At 64.1% G+C, this 25,241-nt stretch carries 23 protein-coding genes; 8 read left to right on the forward strand and 15 right to left on the reverse strand.

The genetic code is table 11. The annotated features are described in order from the left end of the window. Positions 1 to 2 precede the first annotated feature (2 nt). The 7 genes from ACODSN_RS04770 to ACODSN_RS04800 all read right to left on the reverse strand — a co-directional run bounded on the left by ACODSN_RS04770 (position 3) and on the right by ACODSN_RS04800 (position 7,243). Entirely contained in the window at positions 3 to 329 is a 327-nt protein-coding gene (locus ACODSN_RS04770) for a DUF167 domain-containing protein (protein WP_489053553.1), read from the reverse strand. Beyond that, a complete protein-coding gene (locus ACODSN_RS04775) occupies positions 326 to 616 on the reverse strand; it encodes a YggT family protein (RefSeq protein WP_489053555.1) in 291 nt (96 codons plus the stop codon). Before ACODSN_RS04775 ends, ACODSN_RS04770 begins: the two co-directional genes overlap by 4 nt. Before the next feature lie 86 nt (positions 617 to 702). After that, complete coding sequence (gene argB / locus ACODSN_RS04780) at positions 703 to 1,620, reverse strand: acetylglutamate kinase (RefSeq protein WP_489053556.1); 918 nt, start codon at positions 1,618 to 1,620, stop codon at positions 703 to 705. A 123-nt stretch (positions 1,621 to 1,743) separates the two neighbouring features. Next, positions 1,744 to 3,255 (reverse strand): Ppx/GppA phosphatase family protein, encoded by a 1,512-nt coding sequence (locus tag ACODSN_RS04785; RefSeq protein WP_489053557.1) that lies wholly within the window; start codon positions 3,253 to 3,255, stop codon positions 1,744 to 1,746. 7 nt (positions 3,256 to 3,262) lie between these two features. Continuing rightward, positions 3,263 to 5,404, reverse strand: a complete 2,142-nt coding sequence (locus ACODSN_RS04790; protein WP_489053559.1) for an RNA degradosome polyphosphate kinase — start codon at positions 5,402 to 5,404, stop codon at positions 3,263 to 3,265. Positions 5,405 to 5,420: 16 nt separating this feature from the next. Further along, positions 5,421 to 6,044 (reverse strand): HdaA/DnaA family protein, encoded by a 624-nt coding sequence (locus tag ACODSN_RS04795; RefSeq protein ID WP_489053560.1) that lies wholly within the window; start codon positions 6,042 to 6,044, stop codon positions 5,421 to 5,423. Then, positions 6,041 to 7,243: a heavy-metal-associated domain-containing protein gene (locus ACODSN_RS04800; protein ID WP_489053764.1), complete on the reverse strand. Its 1,203-nt coding sequence runs from the start codon at positions 7,241 to 7,243 to the stop codon at positions 6,041 to 6,043. The genes ACODSN_RS04795 and ACODSN_RS04800 overlap by 4 nt, the downstream gene beginning before the upstream one ends. Positions 7,244 to 7,498: 255 nt before the next feature. Between ACODSN_RS04800 and purM the strand changes: the two genes are divergently transcribed. The 4 genes from purM to nadB all read left to right on the forward strand — a co-directional run bounded on the left by purM (position 7,499) and on the right by nadB (position 12,333). After that, positions 7,499 to 8,593 (forward strand): phosphoribosylformylglycinamidine cyclo-ligase, encoded by a 1,095-nt coding sequence (gene purM, locus ACODSN_RS04805; protein ID WP_489053561.1) that lies wholly within the window; start codon positions 7,499 to 7,501, stop codon positions 8,591 to 8,593. Positions 8,594 to 8,612: 19 nt separating this feature from the next. Then, positions 8,613 to 9,563: a phosphoribosylglycinamide formyltransferase gene (purN, locus tag ACODSN_RS04810; protein ID WP_489053562.1), complete on the forward strand. Its 951-nt coding sequence runs from the start codon at positions 8,613 to 8,615 to the stop codon at positions 9,561 to 9,563. Positions 9,564 to 9,630: 67 nt separating this feature from the next. Further along, positions 9,631 to 10,563: an ABC transporter ATP-binding protein gene (locus ACODSN_RS04815; protein WP_489053563.1), complete on the forward strand. Its 933-nt coding sequence runs from the start codon at positions 9,631 to 9,633 to the stop codon at positions 10,561 to 10,563. A gap of 153 nt (positions 10,564 to 10,716) precedes the next feature. Next, complete coding sequence (gene nadB, locus ACODSN_RS04820; RefSeq protein WP_489053564.1) at positions 10,717 to 12,333, forward strand: L-aspartate oxidase; 1,617 nt, start codon at positions 10,717 to 10,719, stop codon at positions 12,331 to 12,333. A 99-nt stretch (positions 12,334 to 12,432) separates the two neighbouring features. Here the strand turns inward: nadB and ACODSN_RS04825 are convergent, their stop codons facing one another. Next, positions 12,433 to 13,722: a GGDEF domain-containing protein gene (locus ACODSN_RS04825; RefSeq protein ID WP_489053566.1), complete on the reverse strand. Its 1,290-nt coding sequence runs from the start codon at positions 13,720 to 13,722 to the stop codon at positions 12,433 to 12,435. 64 nt (positions 13,723 to 13,786) lie between these two features. Then, positions 13,787 to 14,635 (reverse strand): alpha/beta fold hydrolase, encoded by an 849-nt coding sequence (locus ACODSN_RS04830; protein WP_489053567.1) that lies wholly within the window; start codon positions 14,633 to 14,635, stop codon positions 13,787 to 13,789. A 158-nt stretch (positions 14,636 to 14,793) separates the two neighbouring features. Here ACODSN_RS04830 and ACODSN_RS04835 point away from each other — a divergent pair, with 158 nt between their 5' ends. Further along, positions 14,794 to 15,942 carry a serine hydrolase gene (locus ACODSN_RS04835; protein ID WP_489053568.1) on the forward strand — a complete coding sequence of 383 codons (1,149 nt, stop codon included), beginning with the start codon at positions 14,794 to 14,796 and terminating at the stop codon, positions 15,940 to 15,942. Between the two features lie 23 nt (positions 15,943 to 15,965). Here ACODSN_RS04835 and ACODSN_RS04840 read toward each other — a convergent pair whose 3' ends face one another. From ACODSN_RS04840 to ACODSN_RS04850, 3 genes are all read right to left on the reverse strand, one after another. Beyond that, positions 15,966 to 16,775, reverse strand: a complete 810-nt coding sequence (locus ACODSN_RS04840) for a transporter (RefSeq protein WP_489053569.1) — start codon at positions 16,773 to 16,775, stop codon at positions 15,966 to 15,968. 65 nt (positions 16,776 to 16,840) lie between these two features. Beyond that, positions 16,841 to 17,311 (reverse strand): SRPBCC domain-containing protein, encoded by a 471-nt coding sequence (locus tag ACODSN_RS04845; protein WP_489053570.1) that lies wholly within the window; start codon positions 17,309 to 17,311, stop codon positions 16,841 to 16,843. Beyond that, positions 17,308 to 17,643, reverse strand: coding sequence for an ArsR/SmtB family transcription factor (locus tag ACODSN_RS04850; RefSeq protein ID WP_489053571.1), 336 nt, complete (start codon positions 17,641 to 17,643; stop codon positions 17,308 to 17,310). Before ACODSN_RS04850 ends, ACODSN_RS04845 begins: the two co-directional genes overlap by 4 nt. An 83-nt stretch (positions 17,644 to 17,726) precedes the next feature. Between ACODSN_RS04850 and polA the strand changes: the two genes are divergently transcribed. Further along, positions 17,727 to 20,528, forward strand: coding sequence for a DNA polymerase I (gene polA, locus ACODSN_RS04855; RefSeq protein ID WP_489053572.1), 2,802 nt, complete (start codon positions 17,727 to 17,729; stop codon positions 20,526 to 20,528). A 31-nt stretch (positions 20,529 to 20,559) separates the two neighbouring features. On the opposite strand, the gene ACODSN_RS04860 is transcribed toward polA, so the two are convergent. Together ACODSN_RS04860 and ACODSN_RS04865 are read right to left on the reverse strand one after the other, a co-directional pair. Further along, a complete protein-coding gene (locus ACODSN_RS04860) occupies positions 20,560 to 20,868 on the reverse strand; it encodes a TFIIB-type zinc ribbon-containing protein (RefSeq protein WP_489053573.1) in 309 nt (102 codons plus the stop codon). Between the two features lie 4 nt (positions 20,869 to 20,872). Next, the gene (locus tag ACODSN_RS04865; RefSeq protein ID WP_489053766.1) at positions 20,873 to 21,565 is read right to left on the reverse strand and encodes a Bax inhibitor-1/YccA family protein; all 693 of its coding nucleotides are present in this window, start codon (positions 21,563 to 21,565) and stop codon (positions 20,873 to 20,875) included. Positions 21,566 to 21,868: 303 nt separating this feature from the next. Between ACODSN_RS04865 and cysS the strand changes: the two genes are divergently transcribed. After that, positions 21,869 to 23,371, forward strand: coding sequence for a cysteine--tRNA ligase (gene cysS, locus ACODSN_RS04870; RefSeq protein ID WP_489053768.1), 1,503 nt, complete (start codon positions 21,869 to 21,871; stop codon positions 23,369 to 23,371). A gap of 81 nt (positions 23,372 to 23,452) precedes the next feature. Next, positions 23,453 to 24,823, forward strand: coding sequence for a class II 3-deoxy-7-phosphoheptulonate synthase (locus ACODSN_RS04875; protein ID WP_489053574.1), 1,371 nt, complete (start codon positions 23,453 to 23,455; stop codon positions 24,821 to 24,823). Between the two features lie 54 nt (positions 24,824 to 24,877). On the opposite strand, the gene ACODSN_RS04880 is transcribed toward ACODSN_RS04875, so the two are convergent. Next, positions 24,878 to 25,204, reverse strand: coding sequence for a DUF6481 family protein (locus tag ACODSN_RS04880; RefSeq protein ID WP_489053575.1), 327 nt, complete (start codon positions 25,202 to 25,204; stop codon positions 24,878 to 24,880). Positions 25,205 to 25,241: the final 37 nt, after the last annotated feature.

The following is a 25,241-nucleotide window of genomic DNA, read 5'->3' on the forward strand; positions in this document are numbered from 1 at the left end:
CCTTACGTCCCCTGATCGGTCATGGCGTCAATGAGAGCGACCAGAGCGGCCGATGCCGCGCCGCCGCCCCTGATCCGCAGCCGCTTTAGCCGGTTGGTGTCGCCCGATTCCAGCGAAATCGTGGCGCGCGGCCAATCGAGTACCCGCGCGATCAAGGCGATTAGCGCGATATTGGCCTTGCCCTTTTCCGGCACCGCGCGAACGCGGGCGGAAAGCCATTGTGCGTCCTGCGCATCCGTCCAGCACCCGCCGACCGCGTCAGCCCTCGCGCCGGGGGTCAGGCGGACGGAGAGCAGCAGATCGTCGCCGTCGCTGCTCCAGACCGTCAAACCAGCCCGAACAAGGGCGGCAATACCGCCTGCCGGATAATCAGGATGGCAAGCAGCACGACCATTGGCGTCAGGTCGAGCGCGCCCAGATCAGGCAGAATTCTGCGGATCGGATTATAAATGGGCGCGGTCATCCGGTCGAGCGCGACCATGATCATGCGCACGAAATCATTATGGGTATTGATGACGTTGAAGGCGATCAGCCAGCTCATGATCGCCTGAATGATGATGATCCACCACAGCACGTCGAGCAGGATGATGATGATCTGATAGAGCGCGTAGGCCATGCCGTCTCCAAATTGAATGCGCTGCTTCTAACCGAGGGCGCCCCCGGCCCACAAGCCGCGACCGACCAACGCCATATGGGCGGCGATCAGCGCCGCACCAGCGTTCCCGCGCCGCGATCGGTGAATATTTCCAGCAGCATCGCATGGGGCACCCGGCCATCCAGGATGACCGCCGCCTCCACGCCGCCCTCGACTGCCCGCACGCAGGTTTCGAGTTTGGGGATCATGCCGCCGGTGATCGTGCCGTCCGACTGGAGTTCATGGATCGCCGCCGGATCGAGATCGGTCAGCAACTGCCCCTGTTTGTCCAGCACCCCCGCGACATCGGTCAGCAGGAAGAAGCGCGCCGCCTTGAGGTCCGCCGCGATCGCACCCGCCATCGTATCGGCATTGACGTTGTAGGTGTGGCCGTCCGCGCCGATACCCACCGGCGCGACGACGGGGATGATGCCGTCCTGCGTCAGCGTGTCGAGGATGCGACGATCGACGGACACCGGATCGCCCACGAACCCCAGATCGACATTGCGCTCGATGCCCGAATTGGGATCGGCCTCCCGACGGCCCGCAACCTTTTCGCACAGGACCAGCCCGCCGTCCTTGCCCGAAATGCCGACTGCCCGGCCGCCCGCGCCCGCGATCCAGCCGACAATTTCCTTGTTGATCGAACCGGCCAGCACCATTTCGGCAATCTGCGCGGTTTCGGCGTCAGTGACGCGCAGGCCGCCGACGAATTTCGATTCGACCCCCAGCTTTTTCAGCATCGCGCCGATCTGCGGCCCGCCGCCATGAACGACGACGACATTGATGCCGACCGCCTTCATCAGCACGACATCTTCGGCAAAATCGCGCGCGGCTTCCGGATCGCCCATCGCATGGCCGCCATATTTGACCACGAAGGTTCGGCCCGCATAGCGCTGCATATAGGGCAGCGCCTCGACAAGGGTTTCGGCCTTGGCAAGCAGCGCGGGATCGGGATCATATTTGCTGGTCATGCGCGGGCGCATAGGACCAATGACGCGCCGCCGCAAGTTGGCGGGGGCCTAAGAGTCTGTTTGGCAATGCGCCTTGCGGCCCATCCGCACCGGCCGAAATGCGCTTGCTCGCGCATTTCCAAACAAACTCTTAGATCAGGGAGTCATCTCGTAACTTTTGCCCATGGCCTGCGCCACATGACGCAGGCGGCGCTCCACCGCCTCGCCATAGAGGTCGATATCGGCCCCTCCCAACCTCAGCCTCAGCATGTCCCCGTCCAGCTCTAGACGCGACGCGGCGAGCGGTCCTTCGACCCCGCCCGACAGCCGCTGACCCAACCGGATGGCGAGGCCCCACAGCGCACCGCGGCGCAGAATGTCAGGCGTCGCGAGCTGCTCCAGTCCCGCAGGCGGGGTCAGCCCACCGCCGAAATTGCTGTGCAGCGCCTGTGCCAGCACCGCGCGCTCCGCCGCATTGATCCCGACCCAGTTGCCGTGCAGCGCGATTTCCACCCCGCGTTCGGCGCGGAAGTCGGGATTGGCCCGCCAGCCGACATCCGCGAGCAGGCAGGCGGCCCTGCGGATTCGCCGCCAGCCATGATCCTCGTCCTGAAACAGCGGAGCGATCCAACGCTCGATCATGTCGCCATGCCCACGGAAACGCGCCTGCGCCTCTCCCTCCGCCTCGGCCGCCACCAGCAGCGGATCTGCCCGGCGGACATCGGCGGGCAAATCTTCATAGAGCAGCCCCTCGCGCAGACCGTAGGCCGAAACCACGAGGGAGGAGGATGCGAGTTGCCGCACCATGACGGACAGCAGGGCCGCCGCGTCGGGCAGGGTCGGCACGCGCGAGCCGGTCATTGCGGGAATGCCCTTCAACCGCGCCCGGCCGACATGGGACACGATGCGGGTCAGTTGCTCGGCACGGCTTGCGGGCATTTCATATTGATGGACCACCGGCAGCGGGAAATTGGTCAATTGCATGTCGAAGCGAGCAAGCGCGCGCCACGATCCGCCGACAAGGTAAAAGGGCAAGCCCGGTTCGGGCGCCCAGCCCGCCTTCGCCAGCATCTTATGCACCATCCGCTCCAGTACGGCGGCGCCCTTGGCCCGGATCTGCGGCAGGCGCAGCACGCCGAGCGGCAACGATATGGTTTGATGCACCGTCCCGTCCCGCACGCGCGCCAGTTCCAGACTGCCGCCGCCGAGATCGCCGACAATGCCGTCCGCGCCGGGAATGCCGGACAGGACGCCATGTGCCGCCGCCACCGCTTCCTGACTGCCGGAAAGCAGTTCTACGGTGAGGCCCATCGCTTCCGTCCGGGCGATGAATTCCGCGCCATTGGCGGCGTCACGCACCGCGGCCGTGGCGACGCAGCGCAGTTCCTCTACCTCCATTTCACGGCACAGATGCGCGAATCGGCCGATGGCGCGCAGCCCCCGCTCCATCGCTTCCGGCTCGATCCGGCCCGTGCGGCCAAGCGAGGCGCCAAGGCCCGCCATCACCTTTTCATTGAACAGGATGAAGGGGATACGGCGTGGCCCGTCATAGACGACGAGCCGCACGCTGTTCGACCCGATGTCGATGATCGCCATGCGGGCGGTCGCAGGCACTGGCGATGAGGCGGTCTCGGCCAGCGCGCGGACCCGGCTCAGCATGGAGTTCATGCGCGGGTCAGCCCCGCCCGCGCAGGCGAAGCGTGGGCACCGCCGCCGCCGTGCCCAGCGCCGCGCCACGACCCGACAGCGACGGGTTCGTCATGAAATAGCGATGCAGGTTGAACGGCTTGTCCCCCGATTCCACGCGCTGATAATGACCATCGGCCTCCAGCACCCAGCTTTGTTCGGTGTCGATGAGATTGGCGACCATCACCTGATCGAGAATCTGGTCATGCACGGTCGGATTGCCGACCGGCAGCAGAAATTCGACTCGCCGGTCGAAATTGCGCGGCATCCAGTCGGCCGAACTGATGAACACCAGCGCGCCATTATTGGGCAGCGCCTTGCCATTGCCGAACACGGCGATGCGGCTATGTTCCAGAAAGCGGCCGACGACCGACCGGACCCGGATATTGTCCGACATGCCCGCAACGCCCGGCCGCAAACAACAGATGCCGCGCACGATCAGGTCGATTTCGACCCCCGCATTGCTGGCGGCATAGAGTTTCTCGATCAGCGCCGGATCGACCAGCGAATTCATCTTGGCCCAGATCGTGCCCGGCCGCCCGGCGCGCACATGGTCGATTTCCGCGTCGATCAGGCTGCATAGCCGGTCGCGCAAGTCGCGCGGCGACATCACCAGCTTTTCCAGCCGCTGCGGCTCGACATAGCCCGTGATGTAATTGAACAGCGCCGCCGCGTCCCGGCCATAGCGCGGATCGGCAGTGAAGAAGCTGAGGTCTGTGTAAATCCGCGCGGTCACGGGATGATAATTGCCGGTGCCGAAATGGCAGTAGCTACGGAAATGCTCGCCTTCGCGCCGCACGACCATCGAAATCTTGGCATGGGTCTTCCAGTCGATGAAACCATAGACGACCTGCACGCCCGCCCGTTCCAGCGCGTTCGCCCAGAACAGATTCTGCTCCTCGTCGAAGCGAGCTTTCAGTTCGACCACCGCCGTCACCGACTTGCCCGCTTCCGCCGCATCGATCAGCGCGCGGATGACCGCAGATTGCTTGCCCGCACGATACAGCGTCTGCTTGATCGCAACGACATCGGGGTCGAGCGCCGCCTGTTTCAGAAAGGCGACGACGACGTCGAAACTTTCATACGGGTGATGGACGACGATGTCCTTCGCCCGGATCGCCGCGAAACAATCGCCACCATATTCGCGGATTCGCTCGGGAAAGCGCGGCGCATAGGGTTCGAATTTGAGGTCGGGGCGATCGGCGTCGACGATGCCCGCCAGATCGCCGATGCCGACGAAACCCTCCACCTCGGTGACGATCGCCTCATGGCCCTGCGTCATGTCCTGGAGCATTTCCTCGACCGGCTCGGGAATGCGCGCCTCGATTTCCATGCGGATCACACGGCCTCGCCGGCGGCGCTTGATGGCGCTGCGGAAATAGCGGACCAGATCCTCCGCCTCTTCCTCGATTTCGATGTCGCTGTCGCGGATGATGCGGAATACGCCGCTGTTGCGGACGCGATAGCCGGGGAACAGCTCGCCCGACATGCGGCGGATCACCGCTTCGAGCGCCATGAAGCGCGCCGGGTCGCCGGGCATGCGCACGAAGCGGGCGAGTGAGGACGGGATCATCACCAGTTCGCGGATCGGCTGTTTGTCCGACAGCCGTTCCAGATCGAAGACGATCGACAGCCCCTGATTGGGAATGAAGGGAAAGGGGTGCGCCGGGTCGAGCGCCTGCGGCGTGAGGATCGGGAAAATCTGCGTCAGAAAATGCTCGCGCAGCCAGCTTTCGCAATCCGGGCTTAGCTCGCTCGCCGGGCCGATCACGTCGATGCCTACTTCGCGCAGTTCACTATGGAGCGCGCCCCATACCTTCTGCTGCGCCTCCATCAGCCGGGTGCTTTCATCGGTAATGGCGGCCAGTTGCTGCGCCGGGGTCAGCCCATCGGCCGAGCGCATGTCGAGATCCTGCAATTGCTGCCCCTTGAGGCCTGCGACGCGGACGCTGAAAAATTCGTCGAGATTGGCCCCCGAAATCGACAGGAAGCGCAACCGCTCCAGCAGTGGATGCGCGCGGTTCATCGCCTCTTCCAGCACGCGCTGGTTGAATGCCAGCCAGGACAGTTCCCGGTTGAAATAGCGGTCGCCGGGCTGGGGCAGGCTGGGGGAGATGTCGGCTTGGGCCACTGGGGTCTCGCTGGGTTCAGGACGCGGGATCGGTCGAAACTATAGGCAAAAAGCCCGCCGCTTGCAGGGCTTCTTTCGCCAGTGGGACAGAAATCTTGCGTCCCGATGACAAAGCGGCGTCATCGAGCGCCCGCGTGACCGCCGCGATCATACCATAGCTACGCTCGATTCGGTGCAGCAGCCAGTCGGGCAAATCAGCCGAATAGCGCGCGCCGGCCCGGCCCAGTGCCCGCTCGATCAGCGCGCGGGCGAGCATTTCGTCGGGCTCGCCAATCGTCACATGCGGCACGGCGGCGAGCCGCGATCTCAGGTCGGGCAGCGCTACAGTCCATTGGGCAGGCGCATCGTCGCCGATCAACAGCAGCGGGCGGTGATCGGTCTTGGCTTCGTTCCAGGCATGAAACAGAGCGCGGTCATCCTGCCCCTGCGCGTCGTCGATGACCCTGCCCCCGCTCATCGCCGCAAAGTGGCGGCCTAGCGTCGAACGGCCCGACCGGCCCGGCCCGGTCAGTACGCTGATCGGCAAGGGCCAATCCTGCCACCCTTCCAGATGCCGCACGGCGACCCGGTTTGCCTCGCTCACCAGGAAATCCCCGGCCCCATGTTCCGGCCGATCGAACGGCAGGCTGATCTGGCTCATTGGCCCCCGATGGTCGCGCCAGACGCGGCGGCTGGCGCGGCGCGGCGGGCGATGCGCAGCGTCGTGCCGTTGACGGTGACGGTATAGCCCCGCGCCGCAAGCCCGGTGCGCAGCATATCCACCGTGCCATCGAAGCTGACCTGCATGACCGACGTACCGCCCAGCGCCAGACTGCGCGTCGCCGCCAAGCGGACGCCGGGGATCGACCGCACGACCGCCTCGCCGGCGCTCACAGATCCGACGTCGGGCGTATCGAACTGAACCGAGAAGCTGCCACCCGATGTAGCCGCGGCCGGATCGATCGTCTCGACCGGCAGGTCGGCGGCATTTTCGATTGCCAAGGCGTCAGGGTCCACCGGCTCCTCGATGATGAGCGACGGGTCGGGGCGCAAGCGGCCATCATTGAGCGCGCGGATATATAGTTCGTCCACCCGGCGCGCGGCCTCATCCATCATCGCCGGGATCGCGCTGTCGCTGGTCGCGCGCAGGGCGAAGCTGCCGATCAGCATATTGTCCGGGCCATAGCGCGCGGTGAAGGTGCCCGTCACCGGACCACCGGGCCATTGCCGGTTGAGCCGGGCGATCGGGATGACGACATCGGCCGCGCCATATTGGTCGAGCAGAACCCGCCACCACAGGCGGCTGCGACGGCCGGCCTGCCCCGCATTCAGCAGGATGGGATCGGCGACCGACCCGGCGACGCGGACATAGTCGATCGCGCTGTCGCCGGTGCGATAGCGTGCCCAGGCTTTTTGCCATTCATTGGTGCGTTCATAGGAGACCGCCGAACCGCCATCCCACAGGATCGGCAGCACCAGCAATGGCGGCGAGCGCATCACATTGCCGGACACACCCAGCAACTGCCCCGTGCGCGCGCGATCGAACAATATGCCGAGCGTCGCGACATAACGGCTAGGCCCGGCCTGCTCATATTCGATCTCGATGCCGGAGATCATCGCTTCCAGCTGCGAATCGGACAGGCCGGGTGCGCCGGTTCCGCCGTGGGCGCGAGTCCACAACATTTGCCAGGCGCGACGCTGCGCCAGCTGCCAGCCGGCATGGCGAGCGCTGTCCGCATCCTTGGCAACGACATCCACCTTGACGCCCTGCACTTCGAAATCGCCGCCGCTGGCGATCGGCGGCACGCCGCGTTCGCCCTCCATCTGCGCAAACAGCGCCGCGGCGACGAGGCCGAGCATGATCGCGCCGATGATCTGCGCCGGCCTGCCAAGCAGACGCAGAATCTGGCGAAGGGATGCGCCGGACGGCAAGGATGGACGACGAAGGGTCGTAAGGACGGATCGGACTGGGTTCACGCGCGCCCTTTTGGCGAGATTTGCCCGCCATGCCAAGCGCCATCGACAGCCCTTGCCCGACATTGGCCCAACCCCGGAACACTGCCGCCCACCGCCCCGCCCTTGATAAAATCCGTCAAGCCTCTAGGGCGCTGAGCCATGAACGAGACCGAATCCTATAGCTACGCCAAGGCTGGCGTCGACATCGCGGCGGGTAATGCGCTGGTGCGCGCCATCGCCCCCCTGGCCAAAGCGACACGCCGCCCCGGCGCCGATGCGGAGCTTGGCGGCTTCGGTGGCTTTTTCGATCTGAAGGCGGCGGGCTATGACGATCCGCTGCTGGTCGCGGCCAATGACGGCGTGGGCACGAAACTCAAGCTGGCGATCGATCATGGCCGGCATGACGGTGTCGGCATCGATCTGGTCGCGATGTGCGTCAACGATCTGATCGTTCAAGGCGCCGAGCCGCTGTTCTTCCTCGACTATTACGCCACCGGCAAGCTGGAAAGCGGCGTCGCCGAGCGCGTGATCGCTGGCATCGCGGAAGGGTGCCGGATGGCCGGATGCGCGCTGATCGGGGGCGAAACCGCCGAAATGCCGGGCATGTACGGCCCTGGCGATTACGATCTCGCCGGCTTTTGCGTCGGTGCGGTGGAGCGATCGGGCGCGCTGACGGGATCGCGGGTGAAGGCGGGCGACGTGCTGATCGGCCTCGCATCTTCGGGTGTGCACAGCAACGGCTTCTCGCTGGTCCGCCGTCTCGCCGCCGACAAGGGCTGGAAGCTCGACCGCCCGGCGATTTTCGACAATGAAGTGCTGCTGATCGACGCGCTGATGGCGCCGACCCGCATCTATGTGAAAAGCCTGTTGCCGCTGGTGCGCGCGGGCATGATCAACGCGCTCGCCCATATTACCGGCGGCGGGCTGCTGGAAAATATCCCCCGCGTGCTGCCCGAAGGCTGTCATGCCGTGGTCGACGCCGATGGCTGGGAACAACCGCGCCTGATGGCCTTCCTCCAGGCGCAGGGCCATATCGAGCCGGAAGAAATGGCGCGCACCTTCAACTGTGGCGTCGGCATGGTGATGAGCATCGATGAAAAGCATGTGGCGGGCGTCACCACCGCGCTGGAAGCGGCCGGTGAAACCGTCGTGCGGATCGGGTCGGTCGAAGCGGGCGACAAGGGCTGCACCGTGCGGGGCAGCGCCGAGACATGGAGCGCGCGGGCCGACTGGAGCGCCACGCATCTGGGTTGAGCCGAAGGGGCGTTGAGGGATGACCAAGGCCAAAGTCGCAGTCCTCATTTCGGGTCGCGGGTCGAATATGGCGGCGCTGCTCTACGCCGCGAAGGCAGCCGATTGTCCTTATGAGATCGTGCTGGTCGCCGCGAACGATCCAGATGCCGCCGGGCTGACGCTGGCCGCCGCCGAGGGGATCGCGACCTTTGCGCACAGCCACAAGGGGCTAAAGCGCGCCGAATTCGATGCGATCATCGACGCCCGGCTGCGCGAGGCGGGCGCGCACTATGTCGCGCTGGCGGGCTATATGCGCCTGTTGTCACCGGAATTCGTCGCGAACTGGGAAGGGCGGATGCTCAACATTCATCCGAGCCTGCTGCCCAAATATAAGGGACTGAACACCCATGCGCAGGCGATCGCGGCGGGCGACAGCCATGCCGGATGCTCGGTCCATATCGTCACCGCCGAACTGGATGACGGGCCGGTGCTGGGCCAGACGCCGGTCGCGATCCTGCCGGGCGATTCGGAAGACAGCCTGGCCGCGCGCATCCTGATCGCCGAGCATCAGCTTTATGCGCGCACGCTGGCGGCATTCGTGATGCGCGATCGGTCGCCGGATTATCTGCTGGGCAAGCTGCGCGAACGCGCGCTGGCGCTGCCGCAGGTGGATGAGGTCACATCGCACGGCATGCCGTGCTTTGGCATCATCAAAGGCAAGAAATTCGCTTATCTTTCGCAAAATCATCATGGCGACGGCGTCATCGCTCTGCTGGTCAAGACGACCGCGCCCGACGAACAGGCGATGCTGATCGAAAGCGACCCGGTCCGCTATTATCGCCCGCCTTATTTCGGCGACGGCTGGATCGGGATCAGGCTCGACCTTGGCGATACGGACTGGGACCAGATCTGCGAACGGCTGCATGAAGGCTGGCGGCAGGTCGCGCCGAGAAAGCTGCTCGGACTGATGGACATCGCGGACGAATTCTGACCCCAGGTTCGTCGCTTGCGCGGCGGCCCCTTTCTTTCCCCGCCCCCGATCCCCATAGAGATCAGCCATGACCGACAGCGACCCGCACCCGCCAGCCATCGAGATCGCCAACCTGACGAAGATGTATGCGGGGGGCAAGCTTGCGCTGGACGACCTGACGCTTTCCATCCCGCGCGGGCAGATCTACGGGCTGCTGGGGCCGAATGGCGCGGGCAAATCGACGACGATCAATATCCTTGCCGGTCTGGTCAACAAGACATCGGGCACGGCGCGCATCTGGGGCTTCGATATCGACGCGAACCCGCGCAACGCCAAAAATTCCATCGGCATCGTGCCGCAGGAGATCGTGTTCGATCCCTTCTTCACGCCGCTCGAAACACTGGAGAATCAGGCGGGCTATTATGGCGTGCCAAAGAGTCGGCGACGCTCGATGGAATTGCTGCGCGCGGTCCATCTGGAGGACAAGGCTAACGCCTTCGCCCGCACGCTGTCGGGTGGCATGAAGCGGCGGCTGCTGGTGGCCAAGGCGATGGTGCACAGTCCGCCGATCCTCGTGCTGGACGAACCGACCGCAGGCGTGGATGTGCAGTTGCGCCAGCAGCTCTGGGCCTATGTCCGCGAACTGAACGCGCTCGGCGTCACCATCGTCCTGACGACGCATTATCTGGAGGAAGCCGAAGAGCTTTGCGACCGGATCGGCATCATCAATCATGGCAAGCTCATCACCGACAAGCCGACCCGCGAACTCATCGCGATGGCGCAGGAAAAGGTCGTGCAGGTGACGGTGGATCGCGACATCGTCACCCCGCCTTCCGACCCCTGTTTCGAAAAAGTCGAGCGGAACGGGGATCGCACGCTCACCATCACTTATATGAAGGACCGCGCCAATGCCGGGCAGGTGTTGAGCGCGGTGCAGGCAAGCGGCCTCGCCATCGTCGATGTGGTGACGCGCGACCCCGATCTGGAAGATGTGTTCCTCAATCTGACATCGGCCGCCTAAGAGTGTGTTTGAAAATGCGCGAAAGGGCGTATTTTGGAGGCCGTGAGGGCCGGTGCGGATGCGCTAACGGCGCATTCCCAAACAAACTATAACAGCCTGTTTGCTCCCACCGTCTTTCGGGATAGGGGATGATCGATAAGTCCCGGAGAGACGATGCCTACCACCACCTATGATGTCGTCATAATCGGCTCCGGCGCGGCGGGTCTGACCGCCGCCATCAACCTGGCGCAGGACCGCAAGATACTGGTGCTGGCCAAGGGTGCGCTGGACAGCGGCTCCACCAACTGGGCGCAGGGCGGCATCGCTGCTGTACTCGACGCCGGTGACAGTTTCGAGGCGCATGTCCACGACACCATGGTCGCGGGCGCCGGCCTCAACAATATCGAGACGGTCGAATTCGTCGTCTCCCACGCCCCCGCCGCCATTGAACGGCTCGCCGAACTGGGCGTGCCGTTCAATCTGGATGAAGAAAGCGGCGAGAATTTCGGCGACCGCTGGCACCTGACGCGCGAGGGCGGACACAGCCACCGCCGTATCGTCCATGTCGATGACGCCACGGGCGCGGCGGTGCAACAGGCGCTGGTCAAGGCAGCGCGCGCCAATCCCAATATCACGCTATGCGAGGATATGGTCGCCATCGACCTCATCACCAGCCGCCATGGCGAACGCTATTCGGGCGACGGCCATGTCTGGGGCGTCTACGCGTTCAATAAGCAGAGCAAGCGTGTCGATGCTTTTCTGGCGCGCGCGACCATATTGTGCACCGGCGGGGCGGGCCGGACCTATCTTTTCTCCACCGCGCCGCGCGGCGCGACCGGCGACGGCATCGCCATGGCGTGGCGGGCGGGCTGCCGCGTTTCCAACATGGAGATGAACCAGTTCCACCCGACCTGCCTCTATAATCTGGAGGTCAAGAATTTCCTGATTACTGAAGCGGTGCGCGGCGAAGGCGGGCATCTGAAACTGCCCCCCGGCGTGCCGGGCGGTGGCGAGCGCTTCATGGACCGATTCGATCACCGCGCCGAACTCGCGCCGCGCGATGTGGTGGCGCGCGCGATCGATCATGAGATCAAGCGGCTCGGCCTCGACTATGTCCATCTGGACATCAGTCACAAGGACCCTGCGTTCGTGCGGCAGCATTTCCCCACCATCTACAGCCGCCTGCTCGACCTTGATATCGACATCACAAAGGAGCCGATCCCCGTCGTCCCGGCGCAACATTATACCTGCGGCGGCGTCATCATCGATCTCGACGGTCGCACCGACCTGCCCGGCCTCTATGCGGCGGGCGAAGTCACCGAAAGCGGCCTGCACGGCGCCAACCGGCTTGCGTCCAACTCGCTGCTCGAATGTTTCGTGTTCGGCGAAGCGGCGGCCAAGCATATCCGCGCCAACTGGGACGCGCTGCCACCACCGCCGCCCATTCGCCCGTGGGACGAAAGCCGCGTCACCAACAGCGATGAAGAAGTGATCGTCCAGCATAACTGGAAAGAAATTCGCCGCTTCATGTGGGATTATGTCGGCATCGTCCGCACGACCAAGCGGCTGGAGCGGGCGCAGCACCGCGTCGCCCTGCTGGCGCAGGAGGTGGACGATTATTATGGCAATTTCCGCGTGACGCCCGACCTGATCGAATTGCGCAACCTGCTGGAAGTGGCGCGACTGGTGGTGCGCTCCGCCCTCAAGCGCAAGGAAAGCCGGGGTCTGCACTATACGCTCGATTATCCCGCCATGTTGCCCCAAGCGGTCGATACGGTGCTGACGCCCTAGAGCATGATCCGATCAGATTGAGCCGGATCATGCTCTATTTATCTTTTGTTTTCCGCATTTTCCGAGCCAGCACATAATCCCATCCGCTTCGAAAATGCTCTAAGTGATGATGTCGGTCGGCCGTTTGCGATCGGCCGGATCATTGCCGACGACGCGGTTGCGACCGCCCTTCTTCGCCTCGTAGAGATGGAAGTCGGCATGGCGCACCAGTTCCATCAGGTCGCCGCCATCGCCGGGCGCGGTCGCGACCCCGATGCTGACCGTCGGCACGATCGCAAGCGTTCCCGCGAATGCCGCCGGCACCGCCGCCCGCAACCGTTCGGCATGGGTCAGCGCCGTTTCATGCGACATGCCCTCGCACAGCACGATGAACTCCTCGCCGCCATAGCGGAATATCCGGTCCCCGGCGCGCACGCTGCCGCGCAACGCCTGCGCCACCTGCCGCAACACATCATCGCCCATGACATGCCCATAGCGGTCGTTGATCTGCTTGAAATGATCGACATCGACGATGGCAAGGCTAATGGGCCGATGCTCGCTCATCGATCGCGCGACGCTCGACTGGGCCATCGCTTCGAACCGGCCCCGGTCGAGCAATCCCGTAAGCGCGTCGATCCCGGATTTTTCCAGCAGCGCCTTGTAGCGATGGCGATAGGTCAGCTTGGCGAAGATATCGGCCAGCGTCCGCCCCTCAGGATGGGAGTCGCTGTCACCGGACTGCTCGTAGAAATGAATATAGATGCTGATGAGGCCCGCATACAGCAACGCCGCCGCCATCTTCGCGACCCATCCCCCGATGAGCGCCGCCGCCGGCGTACCCGCGATCACATGCAATCCTGCGAAAAACGCCAGCTGATCGAAGGTCAGGATGATCGTCAGCGACACGGCCGCGCGCCACATCAGCGACCCGCTGAACATCCGTTCCAGCCGTTCGTAGAGCAGGATGATCGCGATACTGTCGATGAACAGGACCAGCGTGCCCCAGATCATCAGCGCACCCAGCTGGTCCAGCAGGCCAAGGTCCGGCTGATCCCCGCCGGGCAGCGCCATCGGCGTATAGAAACGCAGGACCGCCGCTAGCCCGACCATCAGGCAGTTGCCGACCAGCAGGCCATATATGGGCTGCCGCACCGTTTCCGCATCCTCGCGGATATACAGCATCAGGATCATCGCCAGCTTGCCGGCGAACATCACGGTCGAACCCGGCGAAATCAGCCCGAACGGTAGTTGAATGAAGAAAACAGCCGCGAGATAAGTCTCAAGGAAGTGCATGACCCCCAGCGCGCAGACGAATACGCCCAGCCCCATGGCGTGCCGCGCCCTGAACAATGCAGCCATGACGGCGAAATACAGTATCGCTTGCGCGATCAGCAATAAACTTCCCGTCATAACGCCCCACTTTCCTGGAGCGATCTAAAGTCCATTGACGCCGAAATTTCAAGTAAAGCCGCTATTATTCGGCCAGAAAGGCACGCAACGTGGCGGTAAACCGTGACGGCTGGTCCGCCATGATCATATGGCCGCTCGGTCCGATCGGCAGCAACGTTGCGCGCCGCGCGGCCGCATAGGCCGTTCGAAAGCGGCGCATGATATCCGCCGCCTGCGCCTTGTCCGCACCCACGGCATAGACCACCTCCAGCGGCGCATCGATCCTTGCAAGCCGGGGCGTGAGGTCGATATTCGCGAGATCGCGCAGCGCATTGGCGATGACCGCCGGATTGCTGCCCCTGGCGCCCGGCGCTTGCGCCACGATCTGCGCGAGATAGGCGCGCCCGGCCTGCGTCCCTGTGAAATATTGGCCAAGCTGATCGGCGATAAAGCCCATGCCGCTCGCCGTCCCGCCCAGCATCGCCGCACCGGCGGGCAGCATATCGACCACCATCAGCCGCCCCGCAGTGCCGCGCGCGCCCAGCATCATGGCGAGCGTCCCGCCCATCGAATGGCCGACGATCGCGGGGCGAACGAGCGCCTTCTCCCTGACATAGCGCGCAATCTCATCCGCCAGCGGCTGGATCAGGGGGCCTTCGGCATTGGCTTGTGGCGCGAGGTCGGCAAAGCCGCGCACATGAATGCGGTGCCAGCGGAACCCGGATAATGCCGCGACCTGCCGGTTCCAGACGTCCGGTCCGCTGGCCAGCCCCGGAATCAACAGCACGTCGCGCCCCCGGCCCGTGACGCTGACCGCGATACGGGACGACTGGAACGGCGCGGTCATGGCGGCAAGCGCGGGTAACATCCGCCCGCCCGTTACGGCTGCGGCGGCCATCAGTAACGCTCGCCGAGTCAGGTCTTTGTCGATCATCGTCCCCGTGTCGCAGCGCTGCCGCCTAACGGCAAGTCGCCCTCGCACCCCTGTTCGTTCAGGCTCCTTACATCGCAAAAGGGGAATCATTCGTCGCATCGCCCCTGTCCAAAAGGGAACCATTGGCTCTATCTGGAATGGAATATGCGGGGACTTCGATGAAGCGAATGGAATTTGGGCGCGGCAAACGCCCTGAAGGCGGCAGTTCGGCCCGTCTTATTTTGTTGATCGCGGCGCTTTCCGCCTGCGTCAGCGCTCCCGAGCCGCCGCGCGCGCAGGCGCGGGACAGTGGCACGGTTCAGCCAAAAACGGCTACGTTCCCGATCCGGACCGTCGCCAATCCGCCCCTCCCCTTCGAGGATATCGACCAGCGCGAAACGCCTTCGCCCGCGCTGGTCAGCGTCATCCGCAATCTCGGTCAAAGCTTTAGCGGTCATGTCGGCATCGCGGTCAAACGCGTGGGCAGCGACTGGACCGTCGCCTATAATGGCAACCAGCTTTTCCCGCAGCAGAGCGTATCGAAATTATGGGTGTCGATGACGTTTCTCGACGCGGTGGATCGCGGCAAGATCCGCCTCGCCGACAGCGCCACCATCACCCGCAGCGACCTGACCCTGTTCCATCAGCCAAGCGCGGCTTTGGTCGGCAACAGGGGATGGACCACCACCTATGCCGATCTGATGCGCCGCGCGATGACGCAGAGCGACAATACCGCCAATGACACGCTGCTTCGCGCTGCAGGAGGCCCCGATGCGGTGCGCGCCTTTCTCGCGCGGCGGATGATCCGGGACATCCGCTTCGGTCCCGGCGAGCGGCTGCTTCAGGCGACGACGGCCGGCCTCGAATGGCGGCAGGATTATGCGATCGGCCGCAATTTCTACGCCGCGCGCGACCGTCTGCCGATGGCGGCGCGGCAGCGTGCGCTCGACAATTATCTCGCCAGCCCGCCAGATGGCGCCGCGCCCGCCTCGATCGTGCAGGCGCTCGCCAAGCTGAAACAGAATGACATGCTGTCGAGCGCGTCGAGCAGCCTGCTCATGTCGATCATGGAAGAAGCCAAGACCGGCCCGCAGCGGATCAAGGGCGGGGTGCCGCACAGCTGGCGCTATATGCACAAGACCGGCACGGGGCAGGAACTGGGTGGCCGCTCCACCGGCTTCAACGATGTTGGCATCATGACCGCGCCCGATGGCACCAGCTATGCTGTGGCGGTGATGATCGGCAGTACCAGAGTCCCGATTCCGACCCGCTGGGCGTTGATGCAGGCGGTGGCGCAGGCGGTGGCGGCGAACCACGAAGCGCGCTGAGGATGCGGGCGAGGTAGACGCGTCTAAAACCGGCGCACGACGCCCAGATAGATTTCCCGGTCCGGGCTATCGTGATTCAGGCCGATATTGGCGCCGATGTCGAACTGCATGGTCTTCGACGGCTGCCAGGCGAACGAAAGCCCCGCCAGCGCCTCGGTCGAATGGCCGTCCGGGTCATCGTCCCGCATCGCCGATGCTTCCAGCGTGGCGGAGACCGCCTTGCTTATTGCGACGTCGAGACCGACGACATTGCCATAGGCCAAATGCCGCCCCTTGCGGTCGCCATCGACAGCGGCGTCGATCTCTGGCGTGAAAGCGAGCGACAGGCCCTTGCCCAGTTCGAACGATAGCGGGATCAGGATTCCAGCGCCCCAATCGCCCGCGCCGATGGCCGACCCGCCCACGGGCAGCGTGGCATAGGGCATGACCGCAATGGAAAAGCCGGAACCGTCCGGATTGTGCAGGTTTTGCCGCAAGGCCAGCGTGAAGTCTCCGACGCCGTCCTGCTTCACGATCTCCCCGGTCATCCGGTCCCGCTCGCGTACATGACCGTAAGCGGCCCAGCCGATCTGACCTTCCAGACTGTCGGTCAGGCCGAAACGCAATAGGGCATCGCCCGTCGTCACCATGTCGGTCCGGGTCGAAGCATCTCTATCATGCGTCCAGTCGCCAAGGCCGAGTTCGATCTGGAACCGGCCAGGATCGAGCGTGCAGGCAGGCGTGCCGAGGCCGGGGCGATCGGCGCACAGATCGCGCTCATCCTGCGCCTGCGCGGCAGGAGCCAGCAGCATGGCGAGCGTGACCGCGCCCGCATAACGCAAATGACGAATCATGAAGCCCCCTTCATGGCAATTTTGCACCGATGCGTCAGAAACATCACGGACATAAATGGTTCCGCTCAGCGCCCCTTCAGTTCGGCAACGACCATCCCCAACTGATCGAATGCCGAATTAGTGCCGGATTCAAACCCTGCCCCGATATGCGTCGCATGCATGGCGAGGTTGGCGAAGATCGTATGATGGACCAGCCGCGTCCTCCCGCCCGGCAGCGGCTCCAGCAGCGTGGACATAATCATCGTTTCCGCCCCCGGAAGCTCGAAAGCATTGTCCAGCACGATCTTGCGGTTCGGCTCGATCTCCAGATAAGTGCCGCCAAAGGCCGGATTCTGCTTCCCATCCGGCCCCGTCATGGCGAAGCGCCATTTGCCGCCGATGCGGAAATCCATCTCGCACAAAGTCAGCGGCCAGCCCTTCGGCCCGAACCAGCGCTTCACATGCTCAGGCTTGCTGTGCGCCAGAAAGACGATCTCCGGCGGCGCGTCCAGTTCGCGGACGATGGTGATGGACCGCGCATCCTGTTCCGCGCTCATTCTCGTTCCTCCTTCAGGGTCTGCACATAATCGGCAAGCTGGTCGTAGCTGGCCTCCCAAAACGCGCGATACTGTTCGATCCAGGCGGCCACTTCGGCGAGCGGCGCGGCGTTAAGCCGTACCGGCCGACGCTGTTTGTCGCGCCCGCGCGATACAAGTCCGGCGGCCTCCAGCACTTTCAAATGCCGGGAAATGGTCGGCTGGGCCAGATCGAACGGCGCGACGAGATCATTGACCGTCGCTTCCCCCTGCGCCAGCCGCGCCAATATCGCGCGGCGGGTCGGATCGGCCAGCGCGGCAAAGACGGCATCGGGATCAACGGGACGACTCATATATAGTTATATAGCTATATGACTATATTAAAGCAATCCGCGTTGGGCTGGCTCCCGCTCGTCCCAGCCGCTATTCCCCCCTAATGGCTCAGAATCAGCAGACCAATCATCTCTATCTCGTCGATGGCAGCGGCTATATTTTCCGCGCCTATCATCAGTTGCCGCCGCTCACGAACCGCCACGGCCAGCCGGTCGGCGCGGTCTATGGCTATACGACGATGCTGTGGAAACTCGCCGAAGAACTGGGCGCGGCGGAAGGCCCGACCCATATGGCGGTGGTGCTCGACAAGGGCAGTCATACGTTCCGCAACGACATGTACGATCAATATAAGGCAAACCGCCCGCCCGCGCCCGAGGATCTGGTGCCCCAGTTCCCGATGATCCGCGACGCGACCCGCGCCTTTTCCCTGCCCTGCATCGAGGAAGGCGGGTTCGAGGCGGACGACATCATCGCCACTTATACGAAAGCGGCGGTCGCGGCGGGCTGGCATGTCACGATCGTCAGTTCCGACAAGGATCTGATGCAACTGATCCAGCCCGGCGTCGACATGTACGACACGATGAAGAATGAGCGGCGCGGCGCGGACTATGTCATGGGCAAGTTCGGCGTACGGCCGGACCAGCTTGGCGACGTGCTGGCGCTGATGGGCGACAGCGTCGACAATGTGCCGGGCGTGCCGGGCATCGGTCCCAAGACCGCGTCGAAGCTCATCACCGAATATGGCGATCTCGAATCCGTGCTGGCCGCCGCGCCGGGCATGAAGAAATCGAAGATGCAGGAAAACCTCATCGAGCATGAGGAGATGGCGCGCCTGTCCCGCCGTCTCGTCGCGCTGCACGACGCGATGGACCTGCCCGAGCCGCTGGAGGATCTGACGCTCAAGGGCATTCCCAAAGAGCCGTTGCAGCAATTTCTCGAACATCATGGCTTCCGCACGCTGCTGACGCGCCTTGGCGCACCGGCAGTCGCCGTGGCGATCGCCACCGCTGCTGCCGCCGTCAGCGAGACGACCCCGCCGCCCGCACCCGAGCAGGAGGTTTTGCCGCCGATCGATTGCGCGCTCTACGAAACCGTGACGACACAGGCGCAGCTCGAAGCCTGGATCGCGGAGGCCTATGCGGAGGGTGTGGTTGCCGTCGATACCGAAACCGACAGGCTCGACAGCATGGAATCGGGGCTTGTCGGCATCAGCCTCTCCACCGGCCCCGGCCGCGCCTGCTATATCCCGCTCGCCCATCGTTCGACCGACGACATGTTCGGCGAAGTGCCGCCGCAGCTACCTCTCGACACCGCTATTCGCCTGCTGCGGCCGCTGCTCGCCGACGATAGCGTGCTCAAGGTCGGCCATAATCTCAAATATGATCTCAACGTCCTCGCCCGCGTCGGGCTGGAAGTGACGCCGATCGATGACTCGATGGTCATGAGTTTCAATCTGGACGCGGGCAAGTCGCTGGGCGGCCACGGCATGGACGAGGCGGCAAGCGTCCATCTCCAGCACACCTGCATCAGCTTCAAGGAGGTCGCGGGCACCGGCAAGAAAGCGATCAGCTTCGCGCAGGTGCCGATCGACAAGGCGACCGCCTACGCCGCCGAGGATGCCGAAGTGACCTGGCGGCTATGGCGCGCCTTATCCCGCCGCTTGCCGCAGGAGGGCGTCACCCGCGTCTATCAGCTGGTAGACCGCCCGCTGATCCCCGTGGTCGCCGGCATGGAACGGCACGGCATCAAGGTCGATCGCAACGAACTGTCCCGCCTGTCGGGCAGCTTTTCGCAATCGATCGCGGGGCTTGAGGCGGAGATTTTCGAACTGGCCGGGCATAGCTTCACCATCGGATCACCGCAGCAGCTCGGCGTCGTGCTGTTCGACGAAATGGGGCTGAAGGGCGGCAAGAAGGGCAAGAGCGGCACTTATTCCACCGACGTCACCGTGCTGGAAAAGCTGAAAGCGGAAGGCTCCGCCATATGCGGGCTGGTGCTCGAATGGCGCCAGCTTTCCAAGCTCAAATCCACCTATACCGACGCGCTACAGGCGCAGATCAACCCCGACACCGGCCGCGTCCACACCAGCTACAGCCTGACCGGCGCGCAGACCGGGCGGCTGTCCTCGACCGATCCCAACCTTCAGAATATCCCGATCCGCACCGAAATCGGCCGCCAGATCCGCCACGCCTTCGTCGCCGAGCCGGGCAATGTCATCCTCGCCGCCGACTATAGCCAGATCGAACTGCGCCTCGCCGCCCATATGGCCGATGTGCCGGCGCTGAAGGAAGCGTTCGCGGCGGGCGAGGATATTCACAACCGCACCGCGCAGGAGCTATGGGGCGAGGTCAATCGCGACACCCGCGGCCGCGCCAAGACGATCAACTTCGCGATCCTCTACGGCATCAGCCGCTGGGGCCTCGCCGGTCGGCTGGAAATCACTGCCGACGAAGCGCAGGACATGATCTCCAAATATTATGAGCGCTTCCCCGGCATCAGCATCTACATCACCGAAACGCTGGAAAAAGCGCGCGCCAACGGCTTCACCGAGACCCTGTTCGGCCGCAAGACCTGGTTTCCCCGCATCAGGGCGCCGATTCAGCACGAACGGCAGGGCGCCGAGCGTGCCGCTATCAACGCACCGATCCAGGGCACCAGCGCGGACATCATCAAGCGCGCGATGGTGCGCATGGGACCGGCGCTGGCACGGGCGGGGCTAAACCGCGTGCGAATGCTGCTTCAGGTGCATGACGAACTGGTGTTCGAACTGCCCGAGGCGGATGTGGAGGCCGCCAGCGCCGTCATCCGCAGCGTCATGGAAAGTGCCGCCGAACCGATCGTGACGCTAAGCGTCCCGCTGGGCGTGGAGATCGGCACAGGACCTAGCTGGGGCGCGGCGCATTAAAAAAGGCGGCCCCGCCAAGGACCGCCCTTTCTCAATCGAACAATTCTTCCAGAAAGCTCTTCTTGCGCTTCTTCTGATAATAACGCCCGTCATCGCCCCCATAATGACCAGAGGTGCCGCGATCCGGCCGATACATCGGCTGCGGCACGGCTGGCTGGGCCGCGACCGGAGCGTTTTGCCCCGCCGACCGCTCGATGATCTTGTCCAGTTCGCCCCGGTCCAGCCAGACGCCCCGGCATTGCGGGCAATAGTCGATCTCCACCCCCTGCCGGTCGGTCATGGAAAGGCCCACATGACAGACCGGGCAGAGCATGGCCGACATCGCGGCCTGATCGCGCATCCGCTTACTCCCGCTCGCCGGTCAGGCTGAGCAGCATCTGGAACAGATTGACGAAATTGAGGTAAAGCGACAGCGCGCCCATCACCTGCATCTTTTCGGCGACCTCATGCCCTGCAAAAGCGAAATAGTCCGACTTGATGCGCTGCGTATCCCACGCGGTCAGGCCGGTGAAGATCACGACGCCGAGGATAGACACCACCATCTGCATCGCGGACGAACCGATGAAGATGTTGATGAGGCTGGCGACGAGGATGCCGATCAGGCCCATCATCAGGAAGCTGCCCATCTTTGTCAGGTCGCGCTTGGTCGTGTAGCCCCACAGCGCCATGGCGAGGAACATCACGGCGGCGGAGAAGAACGCCTGCGCGATGCTGCCGCCGGTGAACACGAGGAACACGCTGGCGAGCGAGACGCCCATCACCGCCGAAAAAGCCCAGAAGGCCATGCGCGCGGTCGCCGTCGTCATCTTGTCGATGCGGAAGCTGAAGAAAAAGACAAAGGCGAGCGGCGCAAAGATCGCCACCCATTTGAGCGGCGTGCCAAAGATCGCGGCGGCCAGCGCTGGCGTATTGCCGATAAACGCGGCGACCAGGCCGGTAATAACCAGACCCAGCCCCATGTTACGGAAAACGCCGAGCATATGCGCGCGCAGCCCGGCATCGGTATCGACCGACCGGCTGGCGCCATAGCCCGGCATGCGTACGGGATTATTCACGAGGTAACTCCATCCATTCATAGCAGTGGATCGAGCGGCCCGGCGCGGTCTTCGGGGGTTTCTAGGGGGGAGCGAAATCCCCGAACCTGCACCGAGCACACTCGATGCGGTCCGACATCACGGCTGGCCTTCACCAACCGCCAGAGGGGCCCGGCCCGCCCCAGCAATATCGGCAGTCCAACAGGGCGGCGCAAGGGGCGTGCCGGACGGGAAACATTTTGTTACAATCGGGTCGGCACGCAGGAAGGATTGACCCCCGCCGCGCTTGGCGTCATCGCTCCGGTCATGTCCGACGCCCAGCATATCGCCGCGCCCCTGCGCCTGTTCAACAGCCTGACCCGCACGATCGAACCCTTCGCGCCGATCGAGGGAACCCATGCGCGCGTCTATAGCTGCGGGCCAACCGTCTATAACTACGCCCATATCGGCAATCTGCGCGCCTATATCTTCGTCGATACGCTGCGCCGCGCGCTGCTGTGGAAAGGGCTGGACGTCACGCAGATCATCAACATCACCGATGTCGGCCACCTCACGTCGGATGCCGATGCGGGCGACGACAAGATGGAAGCGGCGGCGCGCGCCAGCGCGAAAAGCATCTGGGATATCGCCGCCCATTATACCGAAGCGTTCAAATCCAACATCGCCGCGCTCAACATCATGGAGCCGACCGAGTGGACGGTCGCGACCGATTATGTGCCGCAGATGATCGCCTTTGCCCAGAAGATCGCGCCCGCGCACTGCTACGAACTCGACAGCGGCCTCTATTTCGACAGCAGCAGCGTGCCCGATTATGGCGCGCTCGCCGGTGGACGGGACGATGCGGCCCACGCCCGGATCGATCCCGTCGCGGGCAAGCGCAATCCGTCCGACTTCGCAATCTGGCGCAAGTCGCCGCCCGGCGAGCAGCGCCAGATGGAATGGGACAGCCCGTGGGGCAAGGGCGCGCCGGGCTGGCACCTCGAATGTTCGGTGATGAGTCAGGCGCGGCTGGGCCATCCGTTCGACATCCACACGGGCGGCATCGACCATCGCGAAATCCATCATCCCAATGAGATCGCCCAGAATCAAGCCTATTGCGGATGCACCGATGCGCAACCCGGCTTCACCGGCGCGCGCTGGTGGATGCACAATAATTTCCTCGTGGATCGACAGGGGAAAATGTCGAAGTCGAAGGGCGGCTTCACCACATTGTTTTCGCTGATCGATGCGGGGGTGCATCCGCTCGCCTACCGGCTGCTCTGCCTTGGCGCCCATTATCGCAGCGAGCTGGAATTTAGCGCCGACGGGCTGGCTGGTGCGCTCACGCGGCTCAAGCGGCTCGTCATGGGAGTCGAGGGCCTCAAGGCGCGGGCCGAAGGCGTGACCTGGCAATCGCCGCGCCTTGAATATCTGCGCGCCAATCTTCACCCCAAACTCTCGCCGCTGCTGGAGCAGTTCGACGCCGCCATCAGCGACGACCTGATGACGCCGCGCGCGCTCCCGCTGCTGGAAGAGGCGATCGCGCTCAAGAAGGTGCCGGTCGAGGAAAAACTGTGCCTGATCGCCGCATTCGACCGGGCGCTCGGCCTCAACCTGCTCACCCTGACCCGCGCCGACCTGCGGATCGCGCCCAGGGATGCGCAGATCGCCCCGGAGGAGATCGAGGCCGAACTGGATCGCCGGACGAGCGCGCGCGCCGACAAGGATTTCGCCGCATCCGATGCGATCCGCGACGCCCTGATCGCGCGCGGGGTCGAGGTGATGGATGGCGATCCGCTACGCTGGGACTGGCGGCTGACGCTCGGCTGACGCGGTTGCGCCCCGCCCTTGCCTTTGCACGGGTCAACGCTTAGGTGCGTCTCCTATTTTTAATCCGCAGGAGTGAATGACGTGGCGGCGAAATGGACGCCAGCGAGCTGGCGCGAGCATAAGGGCATTCAGATGCCCGCCTATCGGAACGCGGATGCCTTGGCATCGGTGGAAGCCCAACTCGGCCGCTTTCCGCCGCTGGTGTTCGCGGGCGAGGCGCGCAACCTGAAGGCCGAACTCGGCAAGGCGGCGGCGGGCGAAGCCTTCCTGCTGCAAGGTGGCGATTGCGCCGAAAGCTTCGCTGAATTTCACCCGAACAATATCCGCGACACGTTCCGCGTGCTGTTGCAGATGGCGGTGGTGCTGACCTTCGCGTCGAAGCTACCGGTGGTGAAGGTAGGCCGGCTGGCGGGCCAGTTCGCCAAGCCGCGTTCGGCCGATACCGAAGTGATCGGCGGCGTCGAGCTGCCCAGCTATCGCGGCGACAATGTCAACGACATGGCGTTCACCGCCGAAGCGCGCGAGCCGGATCCGGAACGGATGGTGCGCGCCTATAATCAGTCGGCGGCCACGCTCAACCTCGTCCGCGCCTTTTCGACCGGCGGCTATGCCAGCCTCGATCAGGTCCATGGCTGGATGCTCGATTTCATGGGCCGCAGCCCGTGGGCGAGCAAGTTCGAGGCGATGGCCGACCGTATCGGCGAGGCGCTGGCGTTCATGCGCGCCTGCGGTCTCAACCCCGAAACCGTGCCGCAGTTGGGCGGGACGAGCTTCTATACCAGCCACGAAGCGTTGCTGCTCCCGTTCGAACAGGCGCTGACGCGGCAGGATTCGCTGACCGGCGACTGGTACGACACCAGCGCGCATATGCTGTGGATCGGCGACCGTACCCGCTTTGAGGGGTCGGCCCATGTCGAATATCTGCGCGGCATCGGCAATCCGATCGGCATGAAATGCGGCCCGAGCCTTGAGCCGGACGCGCTGCTGCGCCTGCTCGACCTGCTCAATCCGGGCCGCGAGGCGGGGCGCATCACGCTCATCACCCGCTATGGCCATGACAAGATCGAGGCGGGCCTGCCCAAGCTGGTCCGCGCGGTGCTGCGTGAAGGTCATCCGGTGGTGTGGTCGTGCGATCCCATGCACGGCAATGTCATCAAGGCCGCCAATGGCTACAAGACGCGGCCGTTCGATCGCATTCTCGCCGAAGTGCGCGGTTTCTTCGCCGTGCATCGCGCCGAGGGCAGCTTCGGCGGCGGCATCCATGCCGAAATGACGGGGCAGAATGTCACGGAATGCACCGGCGGTGCGATCGCGATCACCGATGAAGGGCTGGCGGACCGCTACCATACCCATTGCGATCCGCGCCTCAACGCGGCGCAGAGCCTGGAACTCGCATTCCTGCTGGCGGAAATGCTGAACGAGGAACTGAAGGAACGCCGCGCCGCGGCCTGACAGGTTCGGGAGGAAGTAGCCAAGCGCCACTTCCTCCCGGCCAGTTTCTCAATCTTATTTCTTGCGTGCCTTGCGCGCGGCGTATCGCGCGTCGCGTTCGGCCTTCTTCTCGGCGTCGGTTTTTTCAATCTTCACCGGCGTGGCCGCGATGGCCGCTGCCTTTTCGGCGGCGATCCGTTCCTTCTCCGCTTCGCGCGCTGCTTTCTTCTCATGCGCCGCTGCGATCTTGGCCGCTTCCTTAGCCTCTGCGGCGCGCTTGCGCTCTTCCACGATGGCGGGGTCGAGCGGCACCTTGGCTTTCAGTGCTTCAAGCGCCTTCTGCTTGGCTTGCGCGGCGAGCGCCGTGCGTTCATTGAAATTCGGCGCCTTATAGGAGGCCATGTTTCGAAAAATCCTTGGCAGTGAGTCAAATGGGAAG

The organism is Sphingobium sp. FG11 (assembly GCF_057809915.1).